The 20,626-nt window shown below is 63.2% G+C and carries 18 protein-coding genes; 15 read left to right on the forward strand and 3 right to left on the reverse strand.

Annotation, left to right across the window (positions count from 1 at the left end; genetic code table 11):
• The first annotated feature begins 52 nt into the window (after nt 1-52).
• From BFQ03_RS19180 to BFQ03_RS19200, 5 genes are all read left to right on the forward strand, one after another.
• Entirely contained in the window at nt 53-1,447 is a 1,395-nt protein-coding gene (locus BFQ03_RS19180; protein WP_032863671.1) for an aminotransferase-like domain-containing protein, read from the forward strand.
• Nucleotides 1,448-1,717: 270 nt separating this feature from the next.
• Nucleotides 1,718-3,106, forward strand: a complete 1,389-nt coding sequence (locus BFQ03_RS19185) for an amidase (RefSeq protein ID WP_032863673.1) — start codon at nt 1,718-1,720, stop codon at nt 3,104-3,106.
• A 95-nt stretch (nt 3,107-3,201) separates the two neighbouring features.
• Nucleotides 3,202-4,545 (forward strand): citrate-proton symporter, encoded by a 1,344-nt coding sequence (locus tag BFQ03_RS19190; protein ID WP_032863674.1) that lies wholly within the window; start codon nt 3,202-3,204, stop codon nt 4,543-4,545.
• Between the two features lie 135 nt (nt 4,546-4,680).
• Nucleotides 4,681-6,027, forward strand: coding sequence for an OprD family outer membrane porin (locus BFQ03_RS19195; protein WP_032863675.1), 1,347 nt, complete (start codon nt 4,681-4,683; stop codon nt 6,025-6,027).
• A 138-nt stretch (nt 6,028-6,165) separates the two neighbouring features.
• Complete coding sequence (locus BFQ03_RS19200; protein ID WP_065943738.1) at nt 6,166-6,909, forward strand: hypothetical protein; 744 nt, start codon at nt 6,166-6,168, stop codon at nt 6,907-6,909.
• On the opposite strand, the gene BFQ03_RS19205 is transcribed toward BFQ03_RS19200, so the two are convergent.
• Nucleotides 6,906-7,811, reverse strand: coding sequence for a LysR family transcriptional regulator (locus tag BFQ03_RS19205; RefSeq protein WP_032863678.1), 906 nt, complete (start codon nt 7,809-7,811; stop codon nt 6,906-6,908). The two genes, BFQ03_RS19200 and BFQ03_RS19205, sit on opposite strands and share 4 nt — an antisense overlap.
• Nucleotides 7,812-8,026: 215 nt before the next feature.
• Between BFQ03_RS19205 and BFQ03_RS19210 the strand changes: the two genes are divergently transcribed.
• The 10 genes from BFQ03_RS19210 (at nt 8,027) to BFQ03_RS19255 (ending at nt 18,293) form a co-directional block, all read left to right on the forward strand.
• On the forward strand, nt 8,027-8,794 hold the full coding sequence (locus BFQ03_RS19210; RefSeq protein ID WP_029293293.1) for a FadR/GntR family transcriptional regulator: 768 nt from the start codon (nt 8,027-8,029) through the stop codon (nt 8,792-8,794).
• Nucleotides 8,795-9,012: 218 nt separating this feature from the next.
• Entirely contained in the window at nt 9,013-10,215 is a 1,203-nt protein-coding gene (locus BFQ03_RS19215; protein ID WP_065943739.1) for an ABC transporter substrate-binding protein, read from the forward strand.
• Between the two features lie 67 nt (nt 10,216-10,282).
• The gene (locus tag BFQ03_RS19220; RefSeq protein WP_032863683.1) at nt 10,283-11,143 is read left to right on the forward strand and encodes a branched-chain amino acid ABC transporter permease; all 861 of its coding nucleotides are present in this window, start codon (nt 10,283-10,285) and stop codon (nt 11,141-11,143) included.
• Nucleotide 11,144: 1 nt separating this feature from the next.
• Nucleotides 11,145-12,155, forward strand: coding sequence for a branched-chain amino acid ABC transporter permease (locus BFQ03_RS19225; RefSeq protein WP_032863685.1), 1,011 nt, complete (start codon nt 11,145-11,147; stop codon nt 12,153-12,155).
• Nucleotides 12,152-12,901 (forward strand): ABC transporter ATP-binding protein, encoded by a 750-nt coding sequence (locus tag BFQ03_RS19230; RefSeq protein WP_032863687.1) that lies wholly within the window; start codon nt 12,152-12,154, stop codon nt 12,899-12,901. Before BFQ03_RS19225 ends, BFQ03_RS19230 begins: the two co-directional genes overlap by 4 nt.
• Entirely contained in the window at nt 12,901-13,596 is a 696-nt protein-coding gene (locus tag BFQ03_RS19235) for an ABC transporter ATP-binding protein (protein WP_032863689.1), read from the forward strand. Before BFQ03_RS19230 ends, BFQ03_RS19235 begins: the two co-directional genes overlap by 1 nt.
• 13 nt (nt 13,597-13,609) lie before the next feature.
• Nucleotides 13,610-14,881, forward strand: coding sequence for a Zn-dependent hydrolase (locus BFQ03_RS19240; RefSeq protein WP_065943740.1), 1,272 nt, complete (start codon nt 13,610-13,612; stop codon nt 14,879-14,881).
• Entirely contained in the window at nt 14,878-16,281 is a 1,404-nt protein-coding gene (locus tag BFQ03_RS19245) for an amidase (protein WP_065943741.1), read from the forward strand. The genes BFQ03_RS19240 and BFQ03_RS19245 overlap by 4 nt, the downstream gene beginning before the upstream one ends.
• A gap of 93 nt (nt 16,282-16,374) precedes the next feature.
• The gene (locus BFQ03_RS19250; RefSeq protein WP_032863701.1) at nt 16,375-17,238 is read left to right on the forward strand and encodes a LysR family transcriptional regulator; all 864 of its coding nucleotides are present in this window, start codon (nt 16,375-16,377) and stop codon (nt 17,236-17,238) included.
• A 50-nt stretch (nt 17,239-17,288) separates the two neighbouring features.
• Nucleotides 17,289-18,293: a LacI family DNA-binding transcriptional regulator gene (locus tag BFQ03_RS19255; protein WP_065943742.1), complete on the forward strand. Its 1,005-nt coding sequence runs from the start codon at nt 17,289-17,291 to the stop codon at nt 18,291-18,293.
• On the opposite strand, the gene BFQ03_RS19260 is transcribed toward BFQ03_RS19255, so the two are convergent.
• A complete protein-coding gene (locus BFQ03_RS19260) occupies nt 18,290-19,015 on the reverse strand; it encodes an SDR family oxidoreductase (protein WP_032863703.1) in 726 nt (241 codons plus the stop codon). The two genes, BFQ03_RS19255 and BFQ03_RS19260, sit on opposite strands and share 4 nt — an antisense overlap.
• 76 nt (nt 19,016-19,091) lie before the next feature.
• Nucleotides 19,092-20,624, reverse strand: a complete 1,533-nt coding sequence (locus BFQ03_RS19265; protein ID WP_065943743.1) for an FGGY-family carbohydrate kinase — start codon at nt 20,622-20,624, stop codon at nt 19,092-19,094.
• Nucleotides 20,625-20,626 lie beyond the last annotated feature (2 nt).

Raw genomic sequence — 20,626 nt, forward strand, 5'->3', positions numbered from 1 at the left:
TATTCACGCAGACTTTACCGGTAAAGTAACCGGCAAACATCAGGACGTCGCGATGCCCCTTCCGCAGATACGCTTCCATGACCAAGGCCCCAAGGTCCAGCAAATCGTCGAGGCCTTTGCCCGTGCCATTGAGCAGGGCGAACTGGCCGCCGGCAGCAAACTGCCTTCCGTGCGTGAATTGGGCGAGCAACTGGGCGTCGGCAAATTCACGGTCAATGAAGCCCTCGACCGTCTGCGCGGCCAGCACCTGCTGACCTCGCGCCAGGGCCGTGGGCATTTTGTTGCCCAGCGCCAGGCACAGCCGTCGTCCAGCAACTGGGTCGACCTGCTGCCCCAGGATCTGCTCAGTGTCCTGCGCAGGCCCATGCTCATCGGCCAAGGCGAACTGCGCCCCGGTGGTGGTCACCTGCCTGAAGACTGGCTCAACTGCGAAGCCATGCGCCAGGCCATGCGCAGTGTGGTGCGGGCGCCGTCGCTGCGCATAGCCGGCATGGGCACCCCGGCGGGTTTCCTGCCGTTGCGCCAGGCCCTGCAGCAAAAACTGCAGGGCGATGGCCTGGCGGTACCGGTGGAACAGATCATCACCACGCCCAGCACCCTGCAGGGGCTGGATATGTTGATGCGTTTGCTGGCCCGCCCCGGCGATACAGTGCTGCTGGATGCGCCGTGTTACTTCAACTTCCACGCCAACCTGGCACTGCATGGAGTCAAGGTGGTGACGCTGCCACGGGGCCCGGACGGTTTCGACTTGGCCGCCCTGGAACAATTGCTGATCTTCGAGCAGCCCAGCCTGTATCTGACCACCGGTATTTTGCACAACCCCACCGGCCATTCCTTCAGCGCCGCCCAGGCCTTTGGGCTGTTGCAACTGATGCGCCAATACCACTGCCATATCATCGAGGATGACCTCTACGGCGACCTGCACCCCAACCCGCCGCCACGCCTGGCAGCACTCGCCGGCCTGGACCAGGTGACCTACCTGTCAGGCTTCTCGAAAACCCTCAGCGCCAATACCCGCGTCAGCTATGTGGTGGCTGCGCCGCAACTGGCGGCCAACCTGACCAATATGAAGCTGATGAGCGGCGGTGTGACGTCAGAGTTGTTCGAGCAGATTGTCTATCGCTTGCTCAATGAGGGCAGCTATGCCCGGCACCGCAAGCGTATGGCCCAGCGATTGCTCGAAGCCGGCGCACGGGTGGAGCAGTGGCTGCGCCGTTGTGGCTGTGAACTGCCCATCGCCTATACGGCCGGGATGTTTATATGGGCGCGCCTGCCGGCGGGGGTCAATGGTGAGCAACTGGCCGAGGCAGGGCTCAAGCGCGGCATGGTGTTGGCGCCGGGGGCGTTGTTTGGATATGAGCCAGGGCTACGGGATTTCATGCGGTTTAACGTGGCGCATTGTGATGACCCGCAGGTGTGGGCGGCGGTCGAGCAATTGTTGCGCTGATCCATTGTGGGAGCGGGCAAGCCCTAATGCCAGTCAGTTAAACGGATTCTGCTTTCTGTAGGAGCGAGGGGGACGCCTAGTTCCTACAAAAAAACCTTAACTGACTGGCATTAGGGTAAGCCCGCTCCCACAGTCGTGGCCGTTGAGTGCACACAAAAACGCAACACTGCACCGCCTCGATTGTGATGGTCGATACCCCGGCAGGTTTATATAGTCCAGATCAACAGCCACCCGCCATGAGCCCCAAGGCCCATCACCAGGAAGCGCTCAATGACCGATCTTCACGACCTCACGGCCGCCCAGTTGCTGGAGCAATTCTCCAGCCGCCAGCTCTCCCCCATCGACTACTACGACCATCTGCTGGCCCACATCGACCGCTGGGAGCCGAAGATCCGCGCCCTGTATGCCTTCGACCCAGAGCAGGTGCGCCAGCAAGCCCAGGCCTCCACCGAGCGCTGGAACAAAGGCCAGCCCAACGGTGTGCTCGATGGCGTGCCCGTGACCATCAAGGAATTGGTCGCCACCGAAGGCACGCCGATTCCCCTCGGCAGCGCCGCCACCCGCCTGACCCCGGCCCTCCGGGACGCACCACCCGCCGCACGGATGCGTGAAGCCGGGGCGATTGTGCTGGCCAAGACCACTGTCCCGGATTTCGGCATGCTCTCCTCCGGCCTGTCGAGTTTCCATGGCATCACGCGCAACCCGTGGAACACCGCCAACAATACCGGCGGTTCCAGCTCAGGCGCCGCCGCTGCCGCCGCCGCCGGTTACGGCCCACTGCATATCGGCACCGATATCGGCGGTTCGGTGCGCCTGCCCGCCGCCTGGTGCGGCCTGGTGGGGTTCAAGCCGACCCTGGGGCGTATCCCGATTGATCCGTACTACACCGGCCGCACCGCCGGGCCCATGACCCGCACGGTCGATGACTGCGTATTGATGATGCAGCACCTGGCCCGCCCCGATGCCCGCGACGCCACCAGCCTGCCGCCGCTCACCCGCGAGTGGAGCAACCAGCCGCTGTCGGTCAAGGGCTTGCGCGTAGGCCTGATGCTGGAGCCCGGTGCAGGCCTGCAACCGGAAGGCTTCGTATGTGAAGCAGTCGAGCAAGCCGCGCGACTGTTCGAAGCCCATGGTGCCAAGGTCACGCTGATCCCGCCGATCATGGACCGCGCCCAACTCGACGGCCTCGACCAGTTCTGGCGCGCCCGGCAATGGGGCGACTTGTCGGCCTTGAGCAGCGAGCAGTTCGATAAGGTCTTGCCGTACATCCGCGACTGGGCCGCGCCCGGTGCCGACATCAGCGGTGTACAGGCGGTGCAGGGTTTCAACCAGACCTTTGAAATGCGCCGCCGTGCTGCCCAGGCCTTCAGCGACCTCGACCTGATCCTGTCACCGACCAACCAGGTCAATGCATTCCCAGCGCAATGGCCATCACCGAGCAATGATCCGCAACTGCCGTTCGAACACATCGTGTTCACCGTGCCCTGGAACATGGGCGAGCAACCGGCGCTGTCGATCAACTGTGGTTTCGCCGCCGATGGCATGCCCATCGGCCTGCAGATGATCGCACCCCGTTTCGCCGATATCTGGCTGCTGCAAATCGCAAAAACCTATGAGAGCTGGCGTGGCGCAATCCACCAATGGCCGAACCCGATCTGACCTTGACGCTGTAACTGAACTGCCCACCCACACGCCCGTTCCCAGGCCCCAAGGCCGGGGCCTGGGCGACCTATAACTAAAACCGAGGGGCTGGTATGCACACTGAACAATTGACTCGCGAGGGTCCCGAGCACACACCTGAAACGCCATCGCCGGACGCCGGCCGCAAGAGCATCTTCGCCGTGGTGCTGGGCAATGCGGTGGAGTTTTTCGACTTTGGGGTCTACGCGACATTCGCGGTGATGATCGGCCACACGTTTTTCCCGTCCGACAGCGCCTTCGTCAGCTTGATGCTTTCAGTCACCGCCTTCGGCATCGGTTTTATCGTACGGCCCCTGGGCGCGGTGCTGATTGGCGCCTACGCCGACCGCGTCGGACGCAAGCCGGCGATGCTGCTGACCCTGGTGATGATGGCGGTGGGCACCGGCAGTATTGCGATATTGCCTGGCTACGAGACCATCGGGATTGCCGCACCGATCCTGCTGGTGGTCACGCGCATGATTCAGGGCCTGGCCTGGGGCGGTGAAGCGGGCCCCGCCACCACCTACATCCTCGAAGCCGCTCCACCGCACAAGCGTGGCACCTATGCCTGCTGGCAAGTGGTAGCCCAGGGCGTCGCTGCCATGGCGGCCGGGCTGGTGGGTTATACCCTGACCAAAGTGATGTCCCCCGAAGACCTCAACAGCTGGGGCTGGCGCGTGCCGTTCGTGTTCGGCCTGCTGGTATTGCCGATTGGTATCTATATCCGCCGCAACCTGGCCGAGACCTTCCACGGCCAAGGCGAAACCACCAGCACGGGCGACCTGGTGCGCGAAGTCTGCGGCAAGCATCGGCGTGCCCTGGTCCTGGGTTTGCTGATTCTCTCGGGTAGCACCATCACCCAGTACTTCCTCAACTACATGACCACCTTTGCCCTCACCGAGCTGAAGTTACCCACCAGCATCTCCATGCTCTCGACCCTGGTGGCCGGCGCCGCCATGGCGGTGTGTGCCATTGCCGGTGGCATGTTGTGCGACCGCTTCGGGCGCCGCGCAATCCTGATGACGCCACGGGTAGTGCTGTTGCTGATCCTGTTCCCGGCGCTGCAATTGATGACCGAACACCCCAGCCCCTCGACCTTCCTCCTGACCCTGGCAGTGCTGTCCGGCCTGCATGGCATGAGTGGCGCGGCGTTGATCGTGTTGCTGGTAGAGAGCTTTCCCAAGTCCGTGCGTTCCACCGGGTTCTCGATTGTCTACGCCTTCGGTGTGGCGGCATTTGGCGGCACCGCGCAGATCATCATCACCTGGCTGATCGGCACCACGGGCGACCCGATGTCACCGGTCTGGTACCTGTTGATCGCCAACCTGGTGTGCCTCACCGCCGCCTGGTTCGCCAAGGAAACCCGGCCCGTGCTCCCCGGCTCGCAGAAGCCCCGGTTCGCAGAACAATGCGTATAGGCCCTCCTTTGTAGGAGCGAGCTTGCTCGCGAAGATCGTCAACGATAACGCGCGCATTCTGGATGCACGCGGCGGTCTGCGGTTTTTCGCGAGCAAGCTCGCGCCTACAGTTCCTTTTTTGTGTGGGGATTGACCATGTATCCACGTCTTTTCCTGGCCGCCACCCTGGCGGCCGGCACCCAGGCTTATGCGCAAGAAAACGCCCAGGCCAGCGCGCCCGGTTTTATCGAGGGCAGCAGCCTGGACCTGAACCTGCGTCACTACTATTCCAACCAGCACACCCAGCGCAGTACCTACCTGAGCATCAAGAAACCCGGCGGCATCGAACGCACCCGCGTGCGTGAAACCTGGGTACAGACCGCCATGCTCAAGTACAGCTCCGGCTATACCCAAGGTGTGATCGGCGTGGGTGTGGATGTGGGGGTGTTCAGTGCCGTCAACCTGCAACGCGGGCATGGCAAGGTGGCCAATGGCGGCGACCGCGTGCTGGTGGACAGCGACGGCGACGCGATCCCGACCTGGAGCCGGCTGGGGGTGGGCGATGTGCGGTTTCGCCTGTCCAACACCGAGCTCAAGGCCGGGCGCTTGATGACCGAAAACCCGATCCTGCGCTACAAGGACAACCGCGCCCTGCCCTCAAGCTTCCAGGGCGTGGGCCTGTACAGCAACGAACTGGACTGGCTGTCGATCCAGGGCGGCAGCTTCGACCGCGCAATCCCACGTACCGGTACCGGCGCCGAGCGCCTGACCACCACCTTCGGCAACCGCGCCTACAGCGGCGCGCGCATCAGCTATCTGGGGGCCACGTTCAAGCCCGGCCATGGCCTGGAAGCCAGCCTCTACGGCTCGCGTTTCGAGGACATGTGGGACCAGTATTACCTGGGGTTGACCCATCGCGTCGGCGACAAAAATGCGCTCGCCCTCAAGACCGCCCTGCACTACTACCACACCCAGGATTCCGGCCAGCAGCGCCTGGGCTACATCGACAACGACGCCGCCAGCCTGGCCGTGACCGCCAACCACCAGGCCCACAGCCTGACCCTGGCCTGGCAACAGGTGTTCGGCAACGAGTACTTCGACTATGTGTGGGAGTCCACCGGCAACTACATGGCCAACTCGTTGTATTCGGACTACAACGGCCCCAACGAAAAATCCTGGCAACTGCGCTACGACATTGACCTGGCCGCCTACGGCGTGCCCGGCCTGACGGCGAGCCTGTGGCACGCCAAGGGCTGGGGCATCGACGGCACGCACTACGAGGGTGATCGCAACGGCCACAACACCGGCTACAACGTGCGCGGGCTGGACAACGCCAAGCACAACGAAAACGGCTTGATGCTGGCCTATGTGGTGCAATCCGGGAAACTGAAGAACACCGTGGTGCGCACCATCGTCTACAACCACCGCGCCAGCGGCGGGCAGATTGATGGCAGCTATGACGAATTCAGGATCGTTGGCAACTTTCCCATCAACCTGTTCTGACAACCGCCCGTCGGCACCAGTCAATGCCGACGGGAAATATTCAGAATTCTTACACCCTGCATAAGATTGCTCCGGCATTGGCTCATCGCCGCACTTGGTAAAAAGTCTGCCCCTATGGACGGTTACCCAGGAACGCGGATGAATCCTTTGAAAACAGCAGCGCTTTGCATCATCAGTAGTTTGATGATGCTCTTGAGTTCACCCAGCCACGCCGCGCCGCCGGGTATCGAATGGCTGGTCGATTGCCCGCGCCTGCCCGGGCGGGCCCTGGATCAGGAGGTGGTCGCGCGCACCCAGTGCGGCATTGTCACCGTGCCACTGGACCATCAAGCCCCTGACGCACGCACCTATCGCCTGACCATCACTCGGGTCGGTGCCCGGCAGCCCCTGGAGCGCCGAGGTGTGATCTTCGCCCGCCCCGCCACGCCTCAAGCAGATTTACGCGGAGTCTTTGCGGTGCATCTGGCGACGGTCTGGAAGTACTACAACACTGAGGCGTACCGCACGTTGACGCGTTTCTACGATGTCATCGAGCTAAGCCCACGCAATGGAGCGGCCGACGAACAATCGGCCTGGGACATGGAGTTCGTACGCCTGCAACTGGGAGAGCAACGCATCAGCTTCCTGGGCATCGCCCAAGGCAATTTGCTCGGCGCCGGTTATGCCGCATTGTTTGCCGATCGCGTCGAGCGCATGGTGCTGATCGAGCCCGTCGAAGCCACCACCCAGGCATTCGAGGCTCTGCCCGCCACCCTGCGGCTCAAGGGCCCGTACCTACAGAGCACAACCACGGATGCCAGCCAGTGCGTGAACCGCTGGGTCGGCACCTACCTGGCCCAGGGCAGGCAGCCGCCATCGTCGACCCGTTGCCTGGCCGACTAGTCCACCAGCGCGCAACGCTGCATCGCGCTGGCGAGCATTTCCTGGCACTTGAGTACCGCCACCGAGCGTGGCCGGTTGCGGTACCCGCACAGGTCGATGCGAATCCGCCCCAGGTGTTCATCGGCAATCGGCACCGCGACCAGGCCATCGCCCAGGTCACGGGCATCGGCATCCACCTGGGGCAGGATCAACACCGCCGCCCGTTGCCGGGCCAGGCTTTTCTGCACTTCCAGAGAGCTGGTGGTGAACACCGGCTGGATCGTCACCCCACGCTTTTTCGCCGCAGCCTCCAGGGCCTGGCGCACACCGTAAGCCGAGTCGGGGATGGCCAGGGGTTGGCCTTCAAGCTCACGCAGTTCAATGCTGTCGCGCTGGGCAAAAGGGTGTTCGGCACTGACCAGCACCCGGTGCCACAGCTCGCATTGCGCGGTGACTTCAACATCGGCCCGCTCCTGCAGATAGAACGCCAGGCCCAGATCGGCCTCACCGCTGCACAGGGCATCCAGGGTGGCCGAGGCGCTGGCGATCACAATATTGAACGTGACCTTGGGATGGGCGCGGTAGAACGCCGCGAGCACCGGCGCCAGAACCGTGGAAACGATACTTTCTGACACATGGATACTGATGTTACCCGCCACCTGGCTTTGCCGGCTGGCGATCACATCGCGCACTTGATCGAGACCACGCAGGGTGCTGGTGACCTGCTCAGCCAGGCACTCACCCTCCACCGTCAGGCGGATGCCACGCGGGCCGCGCTCAATCAGGGCGGCGCCAAAGAAGTGTTCCAGGTGCTCGATCTGCCGGCTGACGGCAGTGGGCGTGACGTACAAACGCTCGGCCGCCTTACGCAACGAGGCACAGCGCGCCACCTCGTGAAAATACCGCAAGGCTCGTAATTGCATGGTCGGGTGCTCCTGCACAAAGACTGGACCCAGAAGGGAGGCAATTACTGCGCCAGACTCAATTTTGTGAACGCTCCCACATGGGTTTGAATTGGTCTGGTAGTCAAAAGGTGGTTTACGACCTGTTTTACCTGAAAACGACCCCTGCCGTTGACGCCTCTGCCCAACCCCTATTAAGTGCTATTTATCCGCATTAATACGATAAATTGAAAACCATGCTCAGCCGCCCCCTGCGACGCAAACGCCAGAAGCTTTCCGATGTGATTGTCGAGTCGGTCAAGCGCTCGATCGTCACCGATGCCTTGAAGCCCGGCGACCGCTTGCCCACCGAACGCGAGTTGATGGAAAGCTTCCAGTGCTCCAAGGGCTCGGCCCGCGAGGCGCTCAAGGCCCTGGAAGTCGAAGGGCTGGTCAGCACCCGCACCGGCCCCACCGGTGGCGCCTATCTGAACCAGGCCGGCACTGAGCCTGCCAGCCGTGCTTTGCGCAACTACCTGCACTTCCAGCATCTGGACGGTGAGCAGGTGTATCAACTGCGCAAGGTGATCGAGGTGGAACTGGCAGTGTCGGTGCTGGGCCGCTTGAGCGAAGACGACTATCGTGCCCTGCAAGACAACGTGGATTTTTGCAGCGCTCCCGAAGACAGCGAAGCCGGACAACGTGAGCAGCGCCTGGCGGAACTGGAGTTCCACAACCTGCTGGCCAGGGCCTGCCCCAACCCGTTGCTGAGTTTCATGGCGCAGTTCCTCAACGACCTGCTGCGCGACCTGGTGGTGTTGAAAAAGGCCTACAAGCCCAAACGCAAGCAGTTCGACGCGGCCAACCTGGACTATCACAAACAACTGCTGAGCGCCTTTCGCGCCGGCGATGAAGCGGCCGTGCGCAGCCTGATGCATGAGCACATGTGCGACGCCGAACACCATATGACCGCGCTGGAAGGCCAGGTCAGCCCGCACTTTCTGCTGGAGTTCGATCACTCTTAAACATACCAAAAATCCCTCTGTAGGAGCGAGCTTGCTCGCGAAAATCGTCCCCCCAACGCAACGATTCGCTTGGAATACCTTCGCGAGCAAGCTCGCTCCTACAGTTGACCGTGTACACCCGATAGACCGCGCCACCCAATAAAAGGCCTGCCCACAGGCCGTGCTCCACCGTATCGCCATTGCCACTCCTGCCAATAACTAAACCAGGGAGTCACCCCATGCAGCGTCGTACGTTGTTGAAAGCCAGCCTCACCGCCGCCGCCGCGCTCAGTCTTCCGCTGAGCGTGCGCCACGCATTCGCCGCCGAACCGTTTACCTTTTACGGCCTCAAGTCCATGTCTGGCGCGTTTGCCAGTTATGGCAAATTTGCCGACATGGGTTCACGCCTGGCCGTGGCGCAGTACCCAGACGTGTTGGGGCGCCCGTTGAACTACAAGGTGATCGACACCGAAGGCAACGCCGGCAAGGCGGTACGCAAGGTCCAGGAGGCGATTGGCCAGGACGGTGCGCGGTTCTTCCAGGGCTGCACCCTGTCTTCCTCGGCGCTGGCGGTGGCCAAGGAAGTGGGCAAAGTCGGTGGCGTGTTCATGACCCCGGTGGGCGCCGATGAAGTCACCGGCAAGGACTGCAACAGCGCGACCTTCCGCTGGTCGGTGCCCACCTATGGTGCGATCCGCGAAACCCTGGTGCCGCTGATCAAGCTGCTGCCGGACGCCAAGCGCTGGTACACCATCACGCCGCAGTACGTGTTTGGTGAAGCCCTGCTCGAAGGCGCCAAGACGGTGCTGGCCGAAAACGGCCTGGAACATGTCGGCAACAGCTACCACTCGTTGCAGGAACAGGAGTTCTCCGGTTACCTGACCAACGCCATCGCCGCCAAGCCCGATGTGCTGGTGTTGCTCAACTTCGGCAGCCAGTCGTCCAACACCCTGCGCCAGGCGGTGAACTTCGGCATCAAGGAGCGCATGAAAGTGCTGCTGGTATGGTCCGCCGGCCTCGACCAGTTCCAGGAACTGGGCAGCGATGTGCTCGAAGGCGTGTACCTCGGCGCGCAGTACTGGCACCAGGTCGACACCCCGCTCAATCGCGAACTGGTCAAGCTGACCCAGGCCAAATACGGGATCAACCCCACCTATCCGTTGGCGGCCGACTACATCAGCACCAAGGTCATGCTCGACACCATCAAGGCCACCGGCAGCTTCGACGGCCCCACTGTGGCCAAGGCCATGCAGGGCCTGAGCTACGAGGGCCCGACCGGCAAGGAAACAATCCGTGCCGGCGACCACCAGGTGATCAAGGATTACTACCTGCTGGTGGGCAAGGCCGCAGGCGACATGGCCGACAAGGATGACCTGGCCAAGGTCCTCAGTGCCGGCCAGTCATTCCCACCGGTAGAAGCCACGGGCTGCACGCTCGGCTGATCCGCCCCTTTCACCGGTAATACACGACAGGGCCGTTGACCGCGGCCGTCTGTTGGAGGATTCCTGCATGCTCAATCTTTACCTGTTCCAGATTCTCAACGGCCTGGGCCTGGGGATGATCTACTTCCTGATCGCGGTCGGGCTGACGATCATTTTCGGCCTGTTGAACTTCGTCAACTTTGCTCACGGCGCGTTTTTCCTGCTGGGCGCTTACATCTGCTACACCGCCGTCAGCCTCACCGACAGCTTCTGGCTGGCCCTGCTGATCGCACCGCTGGTGGTGGCCGCGCTGGCGTGGCTGATCGAGCGATTATTGATCCAGCGGATCTATCACCTGCCGCACATGTTCCAGATCCTGGTGACCCTGGGCATCGCGCTGATCATCCAGGAAGCCAGCGTGATGATCTGGGGCCCGGTGGGCAAGAGCGTCGCCGTGCCGGAATTGCTACGCGGGGTGCTGGTGGTCGGCGACTTCGTGTACCCCTACTACCGCCTGTTCCTGATTGTGTTTTCTGCGCTGGTGGGTCTGGGCCTGTGGCTGCTGCTGGAGCGCACGCGCTTTGGCGCCCTGGTGCGGGCCGGCAGTGAGAGCACCGAGACCGTCTCGCTGCTGGGCACCAATATTTTCCGTCTGTTTTCCATGACCTTCGCCCTCGGCGTGGCCCTGGCCGGCATCGCTGGGGTGCTGTTTGCCCCCTTGCGCGGCGCCCAGCCTTTTGTCGGTCCGGAAATCCTCGGTATCGCCTTCGTTGTAGTGGTGATCGGTGGCATGGGCTCGTTCGGCGGCGCCCTGGTGGGTGGCCTGCTGGTGGGCGTGGTGCAAAGCCTGATGACCACACTCTGGCCCCAAGGCGCGAGCCTGATGATCTACGGCGCCATGGCCGTGGTGATTCTGGTGCGCCCTTACGGCTTGTTCGGGAGAGTCTGACATGAGCGAGAAAAATCCCCTGCCATTTGCCAAGACCCAATCCAAAGCCATGTTGCTGTGGGTGCTGGCGGTGTTGATCGGCCTGCCGTTGATATTGCCTTCGGCGACCCTGGCCACCGAGATCCTGATCTTTGCCCTCGCCGCCCTGGCCTGCAACCTGCTGCTGGGCTACACCGGGCTGTTGTCGTTTGGCCAAGGCATCTTCTTCGGCGCCGGCGCCTATTGCGCAGCCTTGCTGATGATCCACCTGCAACTGGGCCTGTTCAGCGCGCTGCTCGGCGCGGCGCTGGCCGGTGGGTTCCTGGCGTTCCTGGTGGGCGCCCTGGCGATCCGTCGCACCGGTATCTACTTCGTGATGCTGACCCTGGCCTTCAGCCAGATGGCTTACTTCATCGCCTACACCCTGAGCGACTGGACCGGTGGCGACAACGGCCTGCTCAGCGTGCCGCGCCCGGAAATCCGTATTGGTGACACCGTACTGCTGTCACTGGCCGACGCCCGGGTGTTCTACGGTTTTGTCGCGGTGCTGTTCCTGTTGATCTTCATCGGCGCACGCCGGGTGATTGCCTCGCCGTTCGGCAGCACGCTGATGGCGATCCGCGAAAACGAAACCCGCGCCTCGGCCATCGGCTACGACACCCGCCATTTCAAGATCCTCGTGTTTGTACTGTCTGGCGCGGTCACCGGGATTGCCGGGGCGCTGTACGCCATGCTCCTGCACTTTGTGCCGCTGTCCAATATCGACCTGGTGATGTCGGAGAACATCCTGATCATGACCATCGTCGGCGGCACCGGCTCGCTGTTCGGCTCGTTGCTGGGGGCCGGGTCCATTGTGCTGCTGGGGGATTTTCTCTCCGACCTGTGGCCGCGCTGGCTGATGCTGCTGGGGGTGATCCTGATCCTGGTGGTGATCTTTATGCGCGGCGGTTTGTGGGGCGGCCTGTCGGCGCTGTTCGAACGTGTACGTGGCAGCCGTAAGGCCACCGCCGTGACCAAGGAGGAGCTGCTATGAGCATCCTGCTGGAAACCAAAGACCTGGAACTGGCCTACGGTGCATTCCGTGCGGTCAACGGTGTCAACCTCAAGGTCGAAGCCGGCACCATCCATACCATCATCGGCCCCAACGGTGCCGGCAAGACCAGCCTGTTTCACTGCCTGACCGGCGAGCGCCAAGCGACTGCAGGCGCGATTCATTTCGACGGCCAGAACCTGATGCGCAAACCGGCCCACAGCCGCGTGGGCCTGGGCATGGCCCGTTCGTTCCAGCTCACCAGCCTGTTCCAGAACCTTAGCGTGCGCGAGAACCTGCGCCTGGCCGCACAGGGCCGCGACGGCGTCCGCGCCCTGAACTTCTGGCGCCGCGTGGACAGTAAGCGCGAACACCTGGAGATGGCCGACCAAGTCCTGGAACGCCTGCAACTCACCGCCCGCGCCGACACCCTGGCCGGCGAACTGTCCCACGGTCAGCAACGGGTGCTGGAGGTGGGCATGTCGATCTGCTCCAGACCCAAGCTGTTGATGCTCGACGAGCCCACCTCGGGGATGGGCATCGACGATATCCCGATCATGACCCAACTGATCAGCGACCTCGGTCGTGACCACACCGTGCTGTTGATCGAGCACAACATGAGCATCGTCATGTCCATCAGCCAGCGCATCACCGTGATGAGCCACGGGCAGATCCTGGTGGAAGGCACGCCGGAATTCGTACGCGCCGACGAGCGCGTGCGCACTGCTTACCTGGGAGAGGCCGCCTGATGCTGACCGTCGACAATATTCACTCCTACTACGACAAGAGCCACGTCCTTGAGGGCGTGTCCCTGACCGTCAACCCCGGCGAACTGGTGACCCTGCTCGGCCGTAACGGCGCCGGCAAGACCACCACCCTGCGCAGCATCCTGGGGATTATCTGCCCGCGCCAGGGGCAGATTCACTTCAACGGCCAGCCGCTGGTGGGGCAGAAAATCTTTGAGATAGCGCGCCAGGGCCTGGCGCTGGTGCCGGAGAACCGCGGAATCTTCCGCCTGCTGACGGTCGAGGAAAATCTGCGCATCGCCGTGCGCAAGACCAGCCGCTGGCAGATGGAAGACGTGTACGCCATGTTCCCGCGTCTCAAGGAGCGGCGCAAAAACGCCGGCCATGCGTTGTCCGGTGGCGAGCAGCAGATGCTCGCCATCGCCCGCGCCCTGCTCAACGACCCCAAGCTGTTGATCCTCGACGAACCCACCGAAGGCCTGGCCCCGGTGATCGTCGACGAACTGGTAAAGATCCTGCGCAAGATCAAGGACGACGGCCTGCCGGTGCTGCTGGTGGAGCAGAACCTGCTGGTCTGCGACAAGCTCGCCGACCGCCACTACGTACTCGAACAGGGCCGCGTGGTCTACGAAGGCAGCGCCGAGGCCTTTCGCGCCGACCCGACCATCAAGAACCGCTACCTGGCCCTGAGTGCCTGACCGGAGTTTGCAAATGAATAGTTTTACGCAACCGCTCAAGAGCAACGCCCCGCTGATCAACCGCGACCGTCTGTGGCAATCCTTGATGGACCTGGCCCAGCTCGGCGCCACGGCCAAGGGCGGCGTGTGCCGCCTGGCCCTGACCGACCTGGATCGCCAGGCCCGCGACCTGTTCGTGCAATGGTGCGAGGCCGCCGGCTGCAGCGTCAGCGTGGATGCCATCGGCAATATCTTCGCGCGCCGCGCCGGACGTAACCCTGACCTGCCACCGGTGATGACCGGCAGCCATATCGACACCCAGCCCACGGGCGGCAAGTTCGATGGCTGCTATGGGGTGATGGCCGGCCTGGAAGTGATCCGCACCCTCAATGACTTGCAGATCGAGACCCAGGCACCGATTGAAGTGGTGGTGTGGACCAACGAGGAAGGCTCGCGCTTCCCGCCGTGCATGATGGGTTCCGGGGTGTTTGCCGGCAAATTCGACTTGCAGGAGACCCTCGACAAGCAGGACGAGCAAGGCCTGTCGGTGGGCGCCGAACTGCAACGCATCGGCTACGCCGGCCCGCGCGCAGTGCTCGGGCATCCGGTGGGCGCCTATTTCGAGGCGCATATCGAACAGGGACCGGTGCTCGAAGACCAGGCCATCACCCTCGGCGTGGTCATGGGCTGCCTGGGCCAGAAGTGGTTCGACCTGACCTTCACCGGCGTCGAAGCCCACGCCGGCCCGACACCGATGCGCCTGCGCAAGGACGCCCTGGTAGGCGCCGCGCAGGTGGTCAGCGCGGTCAACCGGATTGCCCATGAACAACAACCTCATGCCTGCGGCACCGTCGGCTGCCTGAGCCTGCACCCGGGTTCACGCAACGTGATTCCCGGCCAGGTGCAGATGACCATCGACCTGCGCCATCTGCATGCCGACAAGCTGCAAGCGATGGTCGATGAAGTGCGCGAGGTGATCGAGGCAACGGCCAAGCAGCATGGCCTGCGCTATGAACTGACGCCCACCGCCGACTTCCCGCCGCTGGACTTTCACCCTTCTTGCGTCAACGCCGTGCGCGATGCCGCGAATGTGCTGGGCCTGAGCCATATGGACATTGTCAGCGGCGCCGGGCACGACGCGATCTTTGTCGCCGAACTGGGCCCGGCCGGGATGATCTTTGTGCCGTGCGAAGGCGGCATCAGCCACAACGAAATCGAAAACGCCGCACCGGACGATCTGGCGGCAGGCTGCGCGGTATTGCTGCGGGCCATGGTCAATGCAGCCCAGGGAGGTCACGCGGCATGAGTGATATCGCCAACCTGACGGCCGTGGAACTGCTGGCACGCTACCGGGATAAAAGCCTGTCGCCGGTGGAAGTGACCGAGGACACGTTGCTGCGCATCGAACGCTACAACCCGGTGGTCAACGCGTACTGCCACGTCGACCCCGAGGGTGCCTTGAGCGCAGCACGGGCCTCGCAGCAGCGCTGGCTCAAGGGCCAACCCTGCGGTGCATTGGACGGAGTGCCGGCCTCGGTCAAGGACTTGACCCTGACCGTCGGCATGCCCACCCGCAAGGGCTCGCGCACCTCATCCGCTGCCGGGCCGTGGGACGTGGACGCGCCTTTTTCGGCGTTAATGCGCAAGGCCGGCGCGGTGCTGCTGGGCAAGACCACCACCCCGGAATTCGGCTGGAAAGGCGTGACCGACAACCCGCTGTACGGCATCACCCGCAACCCGTGGGACACACGCACCACGGCGGGTGGTTCGTCCGGCGGCGCGGGCGCGGCGGCGGCGCTGAACCTTGGCGTGCTGCACCAGGGCAGCGATGCGGGCGGCTCGATCCGCATTCCCTGCGCGTTTACCGGCACCTTCGGGATCAAGCCGACCTTCGGTTATGTACCGCAATGGCCGGCCAGTTCGATGACCATCCTCTCGCACCTGGGGCCGATGACCCGCACCGTGGAAGATGCCGTGCTGATGCTGCAAACCGTGGCGCAACCGGATGCCAGGGACGGCCTGATCGGCGCACCACGCACCACGCCCTGGCTCACACCGGGCAGTGATCTGAAAGGATTACGCATCGCCTACAGTCCGGACTTTGGCTATGTGAAGGTCGATCCGCAGGTGGCCAAAGTGGTCGCGCAAGCGGTCGCCGGCCTGGTGCAACTGGGGGCACAGGTGGAACAGATCGACCCGGGTTTCAGCGATCCGCTGGAGGTGTTCAACACCTTGTGGTGTGCCGGCGCGGCACGCCTGACCGGGCAACTGACCGGCGCCCAGTGCGCACTGCTCGACCCCGGCCTGCTGCGTATCGCGCAACTGGGCGAACGCCTCAGCCTGGGCGACTACAACGCGGCCCTGGAAGCACGGGCAGCGCTGGTGGCACGCATGGCCGCCTTCCATGAGCACTACGACATACTGGTCTCGCCGATGTTGCCGATCACCGCATTTGACGCCGGGCACAACGTGCCACCGGGCTCCGGTCTGGGTGAATGGATGGAGTGGACGCCGTTCAGCTACCCCTTCAACCTCACCCAGCAACCGGCGGCCTCGGTACCGTGCGGGCTAGCGGCCAATGGGCTGCCGGTGGGGTTGCATGTGGTCGGCGCGCGGTTTGCCGATGAGCAGGTGCTGCGGGTGTGCCAGGCCTATGCCCAGGCATTCCCGACCCAGCACTTGCAGGCGCCAAAAGACCTGGGTTGAAACCCAGCCCAATGTGGGAACTGGCTTGCATTTCACACACCGATTTTCGATTGTCACACTACAATGTCGGTCCTACTCACCCTCGGGACCGACATGGACATCGAACTGGCACGCACCTTCCTGGAAATCACCCGCTGCGGCAGCCTGGCCGCAGCCGCCGAGAAACTGCACGTCACCCAGACCGCCATTACCGCACGGGTGCAGAAGCTCGAAAGCCAGCTCGACAGCACGCTGTTTGTGCGCAACCGCGCCGGGGCGCGGCTGACCGCCGATGGTGAGGCGTTCGTGGTGTATGCCAATCAACTGGTGCAGACCTGGGAGGCCGCGCGCCGCGACCTGCCGCTGCCCGAGGGCTATCGCAATGTGTTGCATATCGGCGGCGAAGTCAGCCTGTGCAACCCGCTGATGCTCGGTTGGGCCAAGGCCCTGCGCGAGCACATCCCCAGCCATGCCCTGCGCACCGAAGTGCGTGACGGTGAATACCTGTTGCGCCAGCTGGAGCTGGGCGTGCTGGACGCCGCGCTGGTGTTCCAGCCGCAGTACTGGCCGGGGCTGCAGGTAGAGCAGGTGCTGGAAGAAAAACTGATCCTGGTACGCCTGGCCGCCCGCCCCGATCCCTATGTGTATATCGACTGGGGTCCGGGCTTTCGCCAGCAACATGACGCCGCCCTGCCCGACAAGGCCCGCGCCGCCGTGAATTTCAACCTCGGGCCGCTGGCCCTGCAGTACATACTGGAGAATGGTGGCAGCGGCTATTTCCGCACACGGGTGGTGCAGAGCTACCTCGCCAGCGGTGTGATGGAGCGCGTGCCCAAGGCCCCGGAATTCAGTTTCCCGACCTACCTGGTGTACTCGCGCGAACGTGATTCGGCGATCCTGCAGCAGGCTCTGGTGCTGCTGCGCGCAGTCGTCAAGGCCGAGAGCGATTGGTCTCAGCGCTGGGATCCGGTGCTTTGAACCGGTGCCCATGTTAGCCTCCTGATGTTTTCTCCTGGTCTCCCCTGTCGATGAACAAGAAAAAATCCGTCACCATCAGCGACATCGCCAAACGGGTCGGCATGACCACCATCACGGTGTCCCGGGCGCTGAGCAAACCTGACCTGGTCAAACCCGCCACCCTGGCGCGGATCCTCGAAGTCGCGCGCGAGCTTGACTACGTGCCCAACACCTTCGCCCGTGGGCTCAAGCGCAGCGAAAGCCTGATCATCGGGGTGATCACCGCCTCGGTGGACAACCCGTTCTACAGCGAGATGATCAAGGCGATTTCCCGCGAGGCAAAAAAGCACGGCTACACCATCATGCTGGTGGACACCGACGAGCTTGAAGAGCTGGAAAGCAAGGCTGTGGATACGCTGCTGGGCTACCGTGTGGCGGGGATTATCTTGTCACCGGTCTCCGACGAGCCCGACTACCAGCCCGATTACCTGGAACGCCTGGGCAATGGCAAGACCCCGGTAGTGCTGCTCGATCGCACGATCCACGACAGCCCGTTCAGCCGTGTGGTGCTGGACAATTACCACAGTGGAATCGAGGCAGCGCAGTACCTGTTGCGCCAGAACCCGGCGCTCAAGCGCTTGTTGGTGCTGACCGGGCCCGAGCATTCACGGATCACCGTGGAGCGCCTCAAGGGCCTGCGCGAAGTGCTGGTCAGCCACCCCCAGGTGCACGTCGAAGTGTGCGCCGGCGACTACACCCTGATGCCCTCCTACCTGCACACCCTCGACTACCTGGCCGCGCACACCGCACCGGATGCGATCATGGGTTTCAACCAATTGATCACCCTCGGCGCCTTGCGCGCCTTGCGCATGCACAACATCCCCCACGACAGCCTGACCATCTGCGGCATCGACCGCCTGCCCTTCGCCGATATCTTCGGCGTGCCGATTGCCTGCGTGGCCCACGATGCTTCGCTGGCCGGCAGCAGTGCGGTGCGCCTGCTGCTCGACCGCCTGCAAGACCCGTACAAACCCCGAGACAAGGTGGTGATTGCCGGCACTCTGGAGAACGGCTAGCGGCTGGTGTAGCCACCATCGATTGGCAGGCTGACACCGCTGATCATGCTCGCCGCCGCGCTCAACAGAAACAGCACCGGCAACGCCACTTCGTGCGGCTGGGCGAAGCGTCCCAAGGGTATCGCCGCCAGCGCCGGGTCGCGCTTGGCCGGATCGGACCAGGCCTGTTGCGCCATAGGCGTCAGGGTCACGGTGGGGTTGACGCTGTTGACCCGGATCCCGAAGCGCCCCCATTCGGCACATTGCACGCGAGTGATCGCATCCAGGGCAGCCTTGGACGCGCAATAGCCGAGGTGATCGTCCAGCGCCACCAGTGAAGCCTGACTGGAGACGTTGACGATGCTGCCGGCAATCTGCGCTGCGATCATTGCCGCCGCGACCCGACTGGCCACTTGCGCAGCGGCGCGCGCATTGACGTTCATCACCTGATCGAAGGCCGCGCTGCTGATAGCCGCTGCTGGTTCCAGGCGCGAGATACCGGCGCAGTTGACCAGGCCGTGCATGGCCGGCAAATCCTTGAGGGCCAAATCCAGGACCGCGCTATTGGCGATATCCAGGCACAGGGTTTCGCAACCCAATTGCGCGAGGGCGTTGGCGTCACGGCCGATGGCGAAGACCTGGGCCCCGCTGGCGATCAGTTGCACGGCGATTTCCCGGCCAATGCCACTGGTGGCGCCGGTGACGAGGATGCGTTGGTCGGTGAAGTCGAAGGTGGTGGTCATGAATGAATATCCCAAAAACAATGAAGATCAATGTGGGAGCTGGCTTGCCTGCTCCCACATTTTGGTCCGTGTGCACTTAGTGGCTTTGCAAACTGTGCATGACGGGTTTCAGCGCGGGATAGAGCTGCAAGTAGTCGGCAAACGCCCGGTCATAGACCTGCACATGCTCAGCCTTGGGCTCAGCTCGCAGCTCCAGTTGTACCCAGCCCTTTTCCATCTGCGCCGTGTTCACCAACCCCACCGTATGCGCAGCCAGCAACGCCGCCCCCAGCGCTGCTTCCACTTCCTGGACAATCGTGTACACCGGGTAGCGGGTGACATCCGCAATAATCTGCATCCACAAATCCGAATGGCTCGCCCCGCCCACCACGATCAACCGCGGGTCCAGTGAATGCGCGCCCTGCGTGCCCGCCTCGATGTTGTGCCGCAGGGCAAACGTCACTCCTTCCAACACCGCGCGATACAGGTGAATACGGCTGTGATACAGGTTCAGGCCGACAAAACTGCCACTGGCACGGTCATCCCATACCGGACTGCGTTCGCCCATCAGGTACGGCAGGAACAGCAGCCCTTCACTGCCGGCCGGAATCTTCGCCGCGCTCTGCTCCAGCAACCACAGGCTATCCTGGCCGGTGTCCCGGGCCTGCTGCTCCTCGGCCTGGCAGAACTGCTCGCGAAACCAGCTCACCGAGGCCCCGGCGGTAATCGTCCCGCCAAAGATGTACAGGTCCTGCTGGCCGTTGTAGACATGGGGCATGCTCACCAGACCGTGATGAGCATCGACCTGTTGGTTGAGATAGCCCCAGCACATGCTGGTGCCGATCATCGCCACGTGGTTGCCCGGCCGGGTAACACCGGCCGCCAGGGTGGCCATGGCCGCGTCGACACCACCGGCGAGGATCGGCATGCCCACCGGCAAGCCCAGGCGCCGGGCCCATTCAGGCAGCAGGCCACCCACCACTTCGCCGGAGTACAGCAAGCGCTCGGGCATCATCGCCAACGGGATATCCAGCGCCGCCAGCATCTCGGCGGACCAGCTCCGCGCGGCCACATCGTAGACGCCACCGATATTGCCCGCGCTGCTGTGATCCACCGCCACCTCACCGGTCAGGCAGTAGTTGATATAACTGTTGGGCGGTAGCAAATAGCGTGTGCTGGCCCAGACCTCAGGTTGGTGCTGCTTGAGCCAGAGCATCTTGGTAAAGCCGTAGTAGCTGTCCAGCGAATTGCCGGTAACCTCGAACAGGCGCTGCTGGTCGACATGCTCACGCACCCAGGCCACCTGCTCGCCGGCACGCCGATCCATCCAGATCAGGCACGGATGCAGCGGCTTGATAGCGGCATTCACGGCAATTCCCGAGCCGCCGTAAAGGCTGCTGATACACAACGCCTTGACCGCATCCGTGGGCACACCGGCCTTGGCCATGCACTGGTTGACGCAACTTTCGACCGCATCCAGCCAGACCTGCGGCCACTGTTCGGCCCAGCGTACTTTCGGGGTATCCACACGATAACCCTGGCTGTGCTGGGCGATGATCCGGCCCTCGCCATCCACCAGCAACGCCTTGGTGCTTTGCGTGCCGATGTCCACACCCATGACGTAGTTCATCG

The organism is Pseudomonas sp. 25 R 14 (genome assembly GCF_900004755.1).
Classification (GTDB): domain Bacteria; phylum Pseudomonadota; class Gammaproteobacteria; order Pseudomonadales; family Pseudomonadaceae; genus Aquipseudomonas; species Aquipseudomonas brenneri.

What these genes read in the sequence shown, in the direction of transcription:
- BFQ03_RS19180 (WP_032863671.1), top strand. Translation starts at nt 53, where the DNA reads ATGCCCCTTCCGCAGATACGCTTCCATGACCAAGGCCCCAAGGTCCAG.
- BFQ03_RS19185 (WP_032863673.1), top strand. Translation starts at nt 1,718, where the DNA reads ATGACCGATCTTCACGACCTCACGGCCGCCCAGTTGCTGGAGCAATTC.
- BFQ03_RS19190 (WP_032863674.1), top strand. Translation starts at nt 3,202, where the DNA reads ATGCACACTGAACAATTGACTCGCGAGGGTCCCGAGCACACACCTGAA.
- BFQ03_RS19195 (WP_032863675.1), top strand. Translation starts at nt 4,681, where the DNA reads ATGTATCCACGTCTTTTCCTGGCCGCCACCCTGGCGGCCGGCACCCAG.
- BFQ03_RS19200 (WP_065943738.1), top strand. Translation starts at nt 6,166, where the DNA reads ATGAATCCTTTGAAAACAGCAGCGCTTTGCATCATCAGTAGTTTGATG.
- BFQ03_RS19205 (WP_032863678.1), bottom strand. Translation starts at nt 7,811, where the DNA reads ATGCAATTACGAGCCTTGCGGTATTTTCACGAGGTGGCGCGCTGTGCC.
- BFQ03_RS19210 (WP_029293293.1), top strand. Translation starts at nt 8,027, where the DNA reads ATGCTCAGCCGCCCCCTGCGACGCAAACGCCAGAAGCTTTCCGATGTG.
- BFQ03_RS19215 (WP_065943739.1), top strand. Translation starts at nt 9,013, where the DNA reads ATGCAGCGTCGTACGTTGTTGAAAGCCAGCCTCACCGCCGCCGCCGCG.
- BFQ03_RS19220 (WP_032863683.1), top strand. Translation starts at nt 10,283, where the DNA reads ATGCTCAATCTTTACCTGTTCCAGATTCTCAACGGCCTGGGCCTGGGG.
- BFQ03_RS19225 (WP_032863685.1), top strand. Translation starts at nt 11,145, where the DNA reads ATGAGCGAGAAAAATCCCCTGCCATTTGCCAAGACCCAATCCAAAGCC.
- BFQ03_RS19230 (WP_032863687.1), top strand. Translation starts at nt 12,152, where the DNA reads ATGAGCATCCTGCTGGAAACCAAAGACCTGGAACTGGCCTACGGTGCA.
- BFQ03_RS19235 (WP_032863689.1), top strand. Translation starts at nt 12,901, where the DNA reads ATGCTGACCGTCGACAATATTCACTCCTACTACGACAAGAGCCACGTC.
- BFQ03_RS19240 (WP_065943740.1), top strand. Translation starts at nt 13,610, where the DNA reads ATGAATAGTTTTACGCAACCGCTCAAGAGCAACGCCCCGCTGATCAAC.
- BFQ03_RS19245 (WP_065943741.1), top strand. Translation starts at nt 14,878, where the DNA reads ATGAGTGATATCGCCAACCTGACGGCCGTGGAACTGCTGGCACGCTAC.
- BFQ03_RS19250 (WP_032863701.1), top strand. Translation starts at nt 16,375, where the DNA reads ATGGACATCGAACTGGCACGCACCTTCCTGGAAATCACCCGCTGCGGC.
- BFQ03_RS19255 (WP_065943742.1), top strand. Translation starts at nt 17,289, where the DNA reads ATGAACAAGAAAAAATCCGTCACCATCAGCGACATCGCCAAACGGGTC.
- BFQ03_RS19260 (WP_032863703.1), bottom strand. Translation starts at nt 19,015, where the DNA reads ATGACCACCACCTTCGACTTCACCGACCAACGCATCCTCGTCACCGGC.
- BFQ03_RS19265 (WP_065943743.1), bottom strand. Translation starts at nt 20,624, where the DNA reads ATGAACTACGTCATGGGTGTGGACATCGGCACGCAAAGCACCAAGGCG.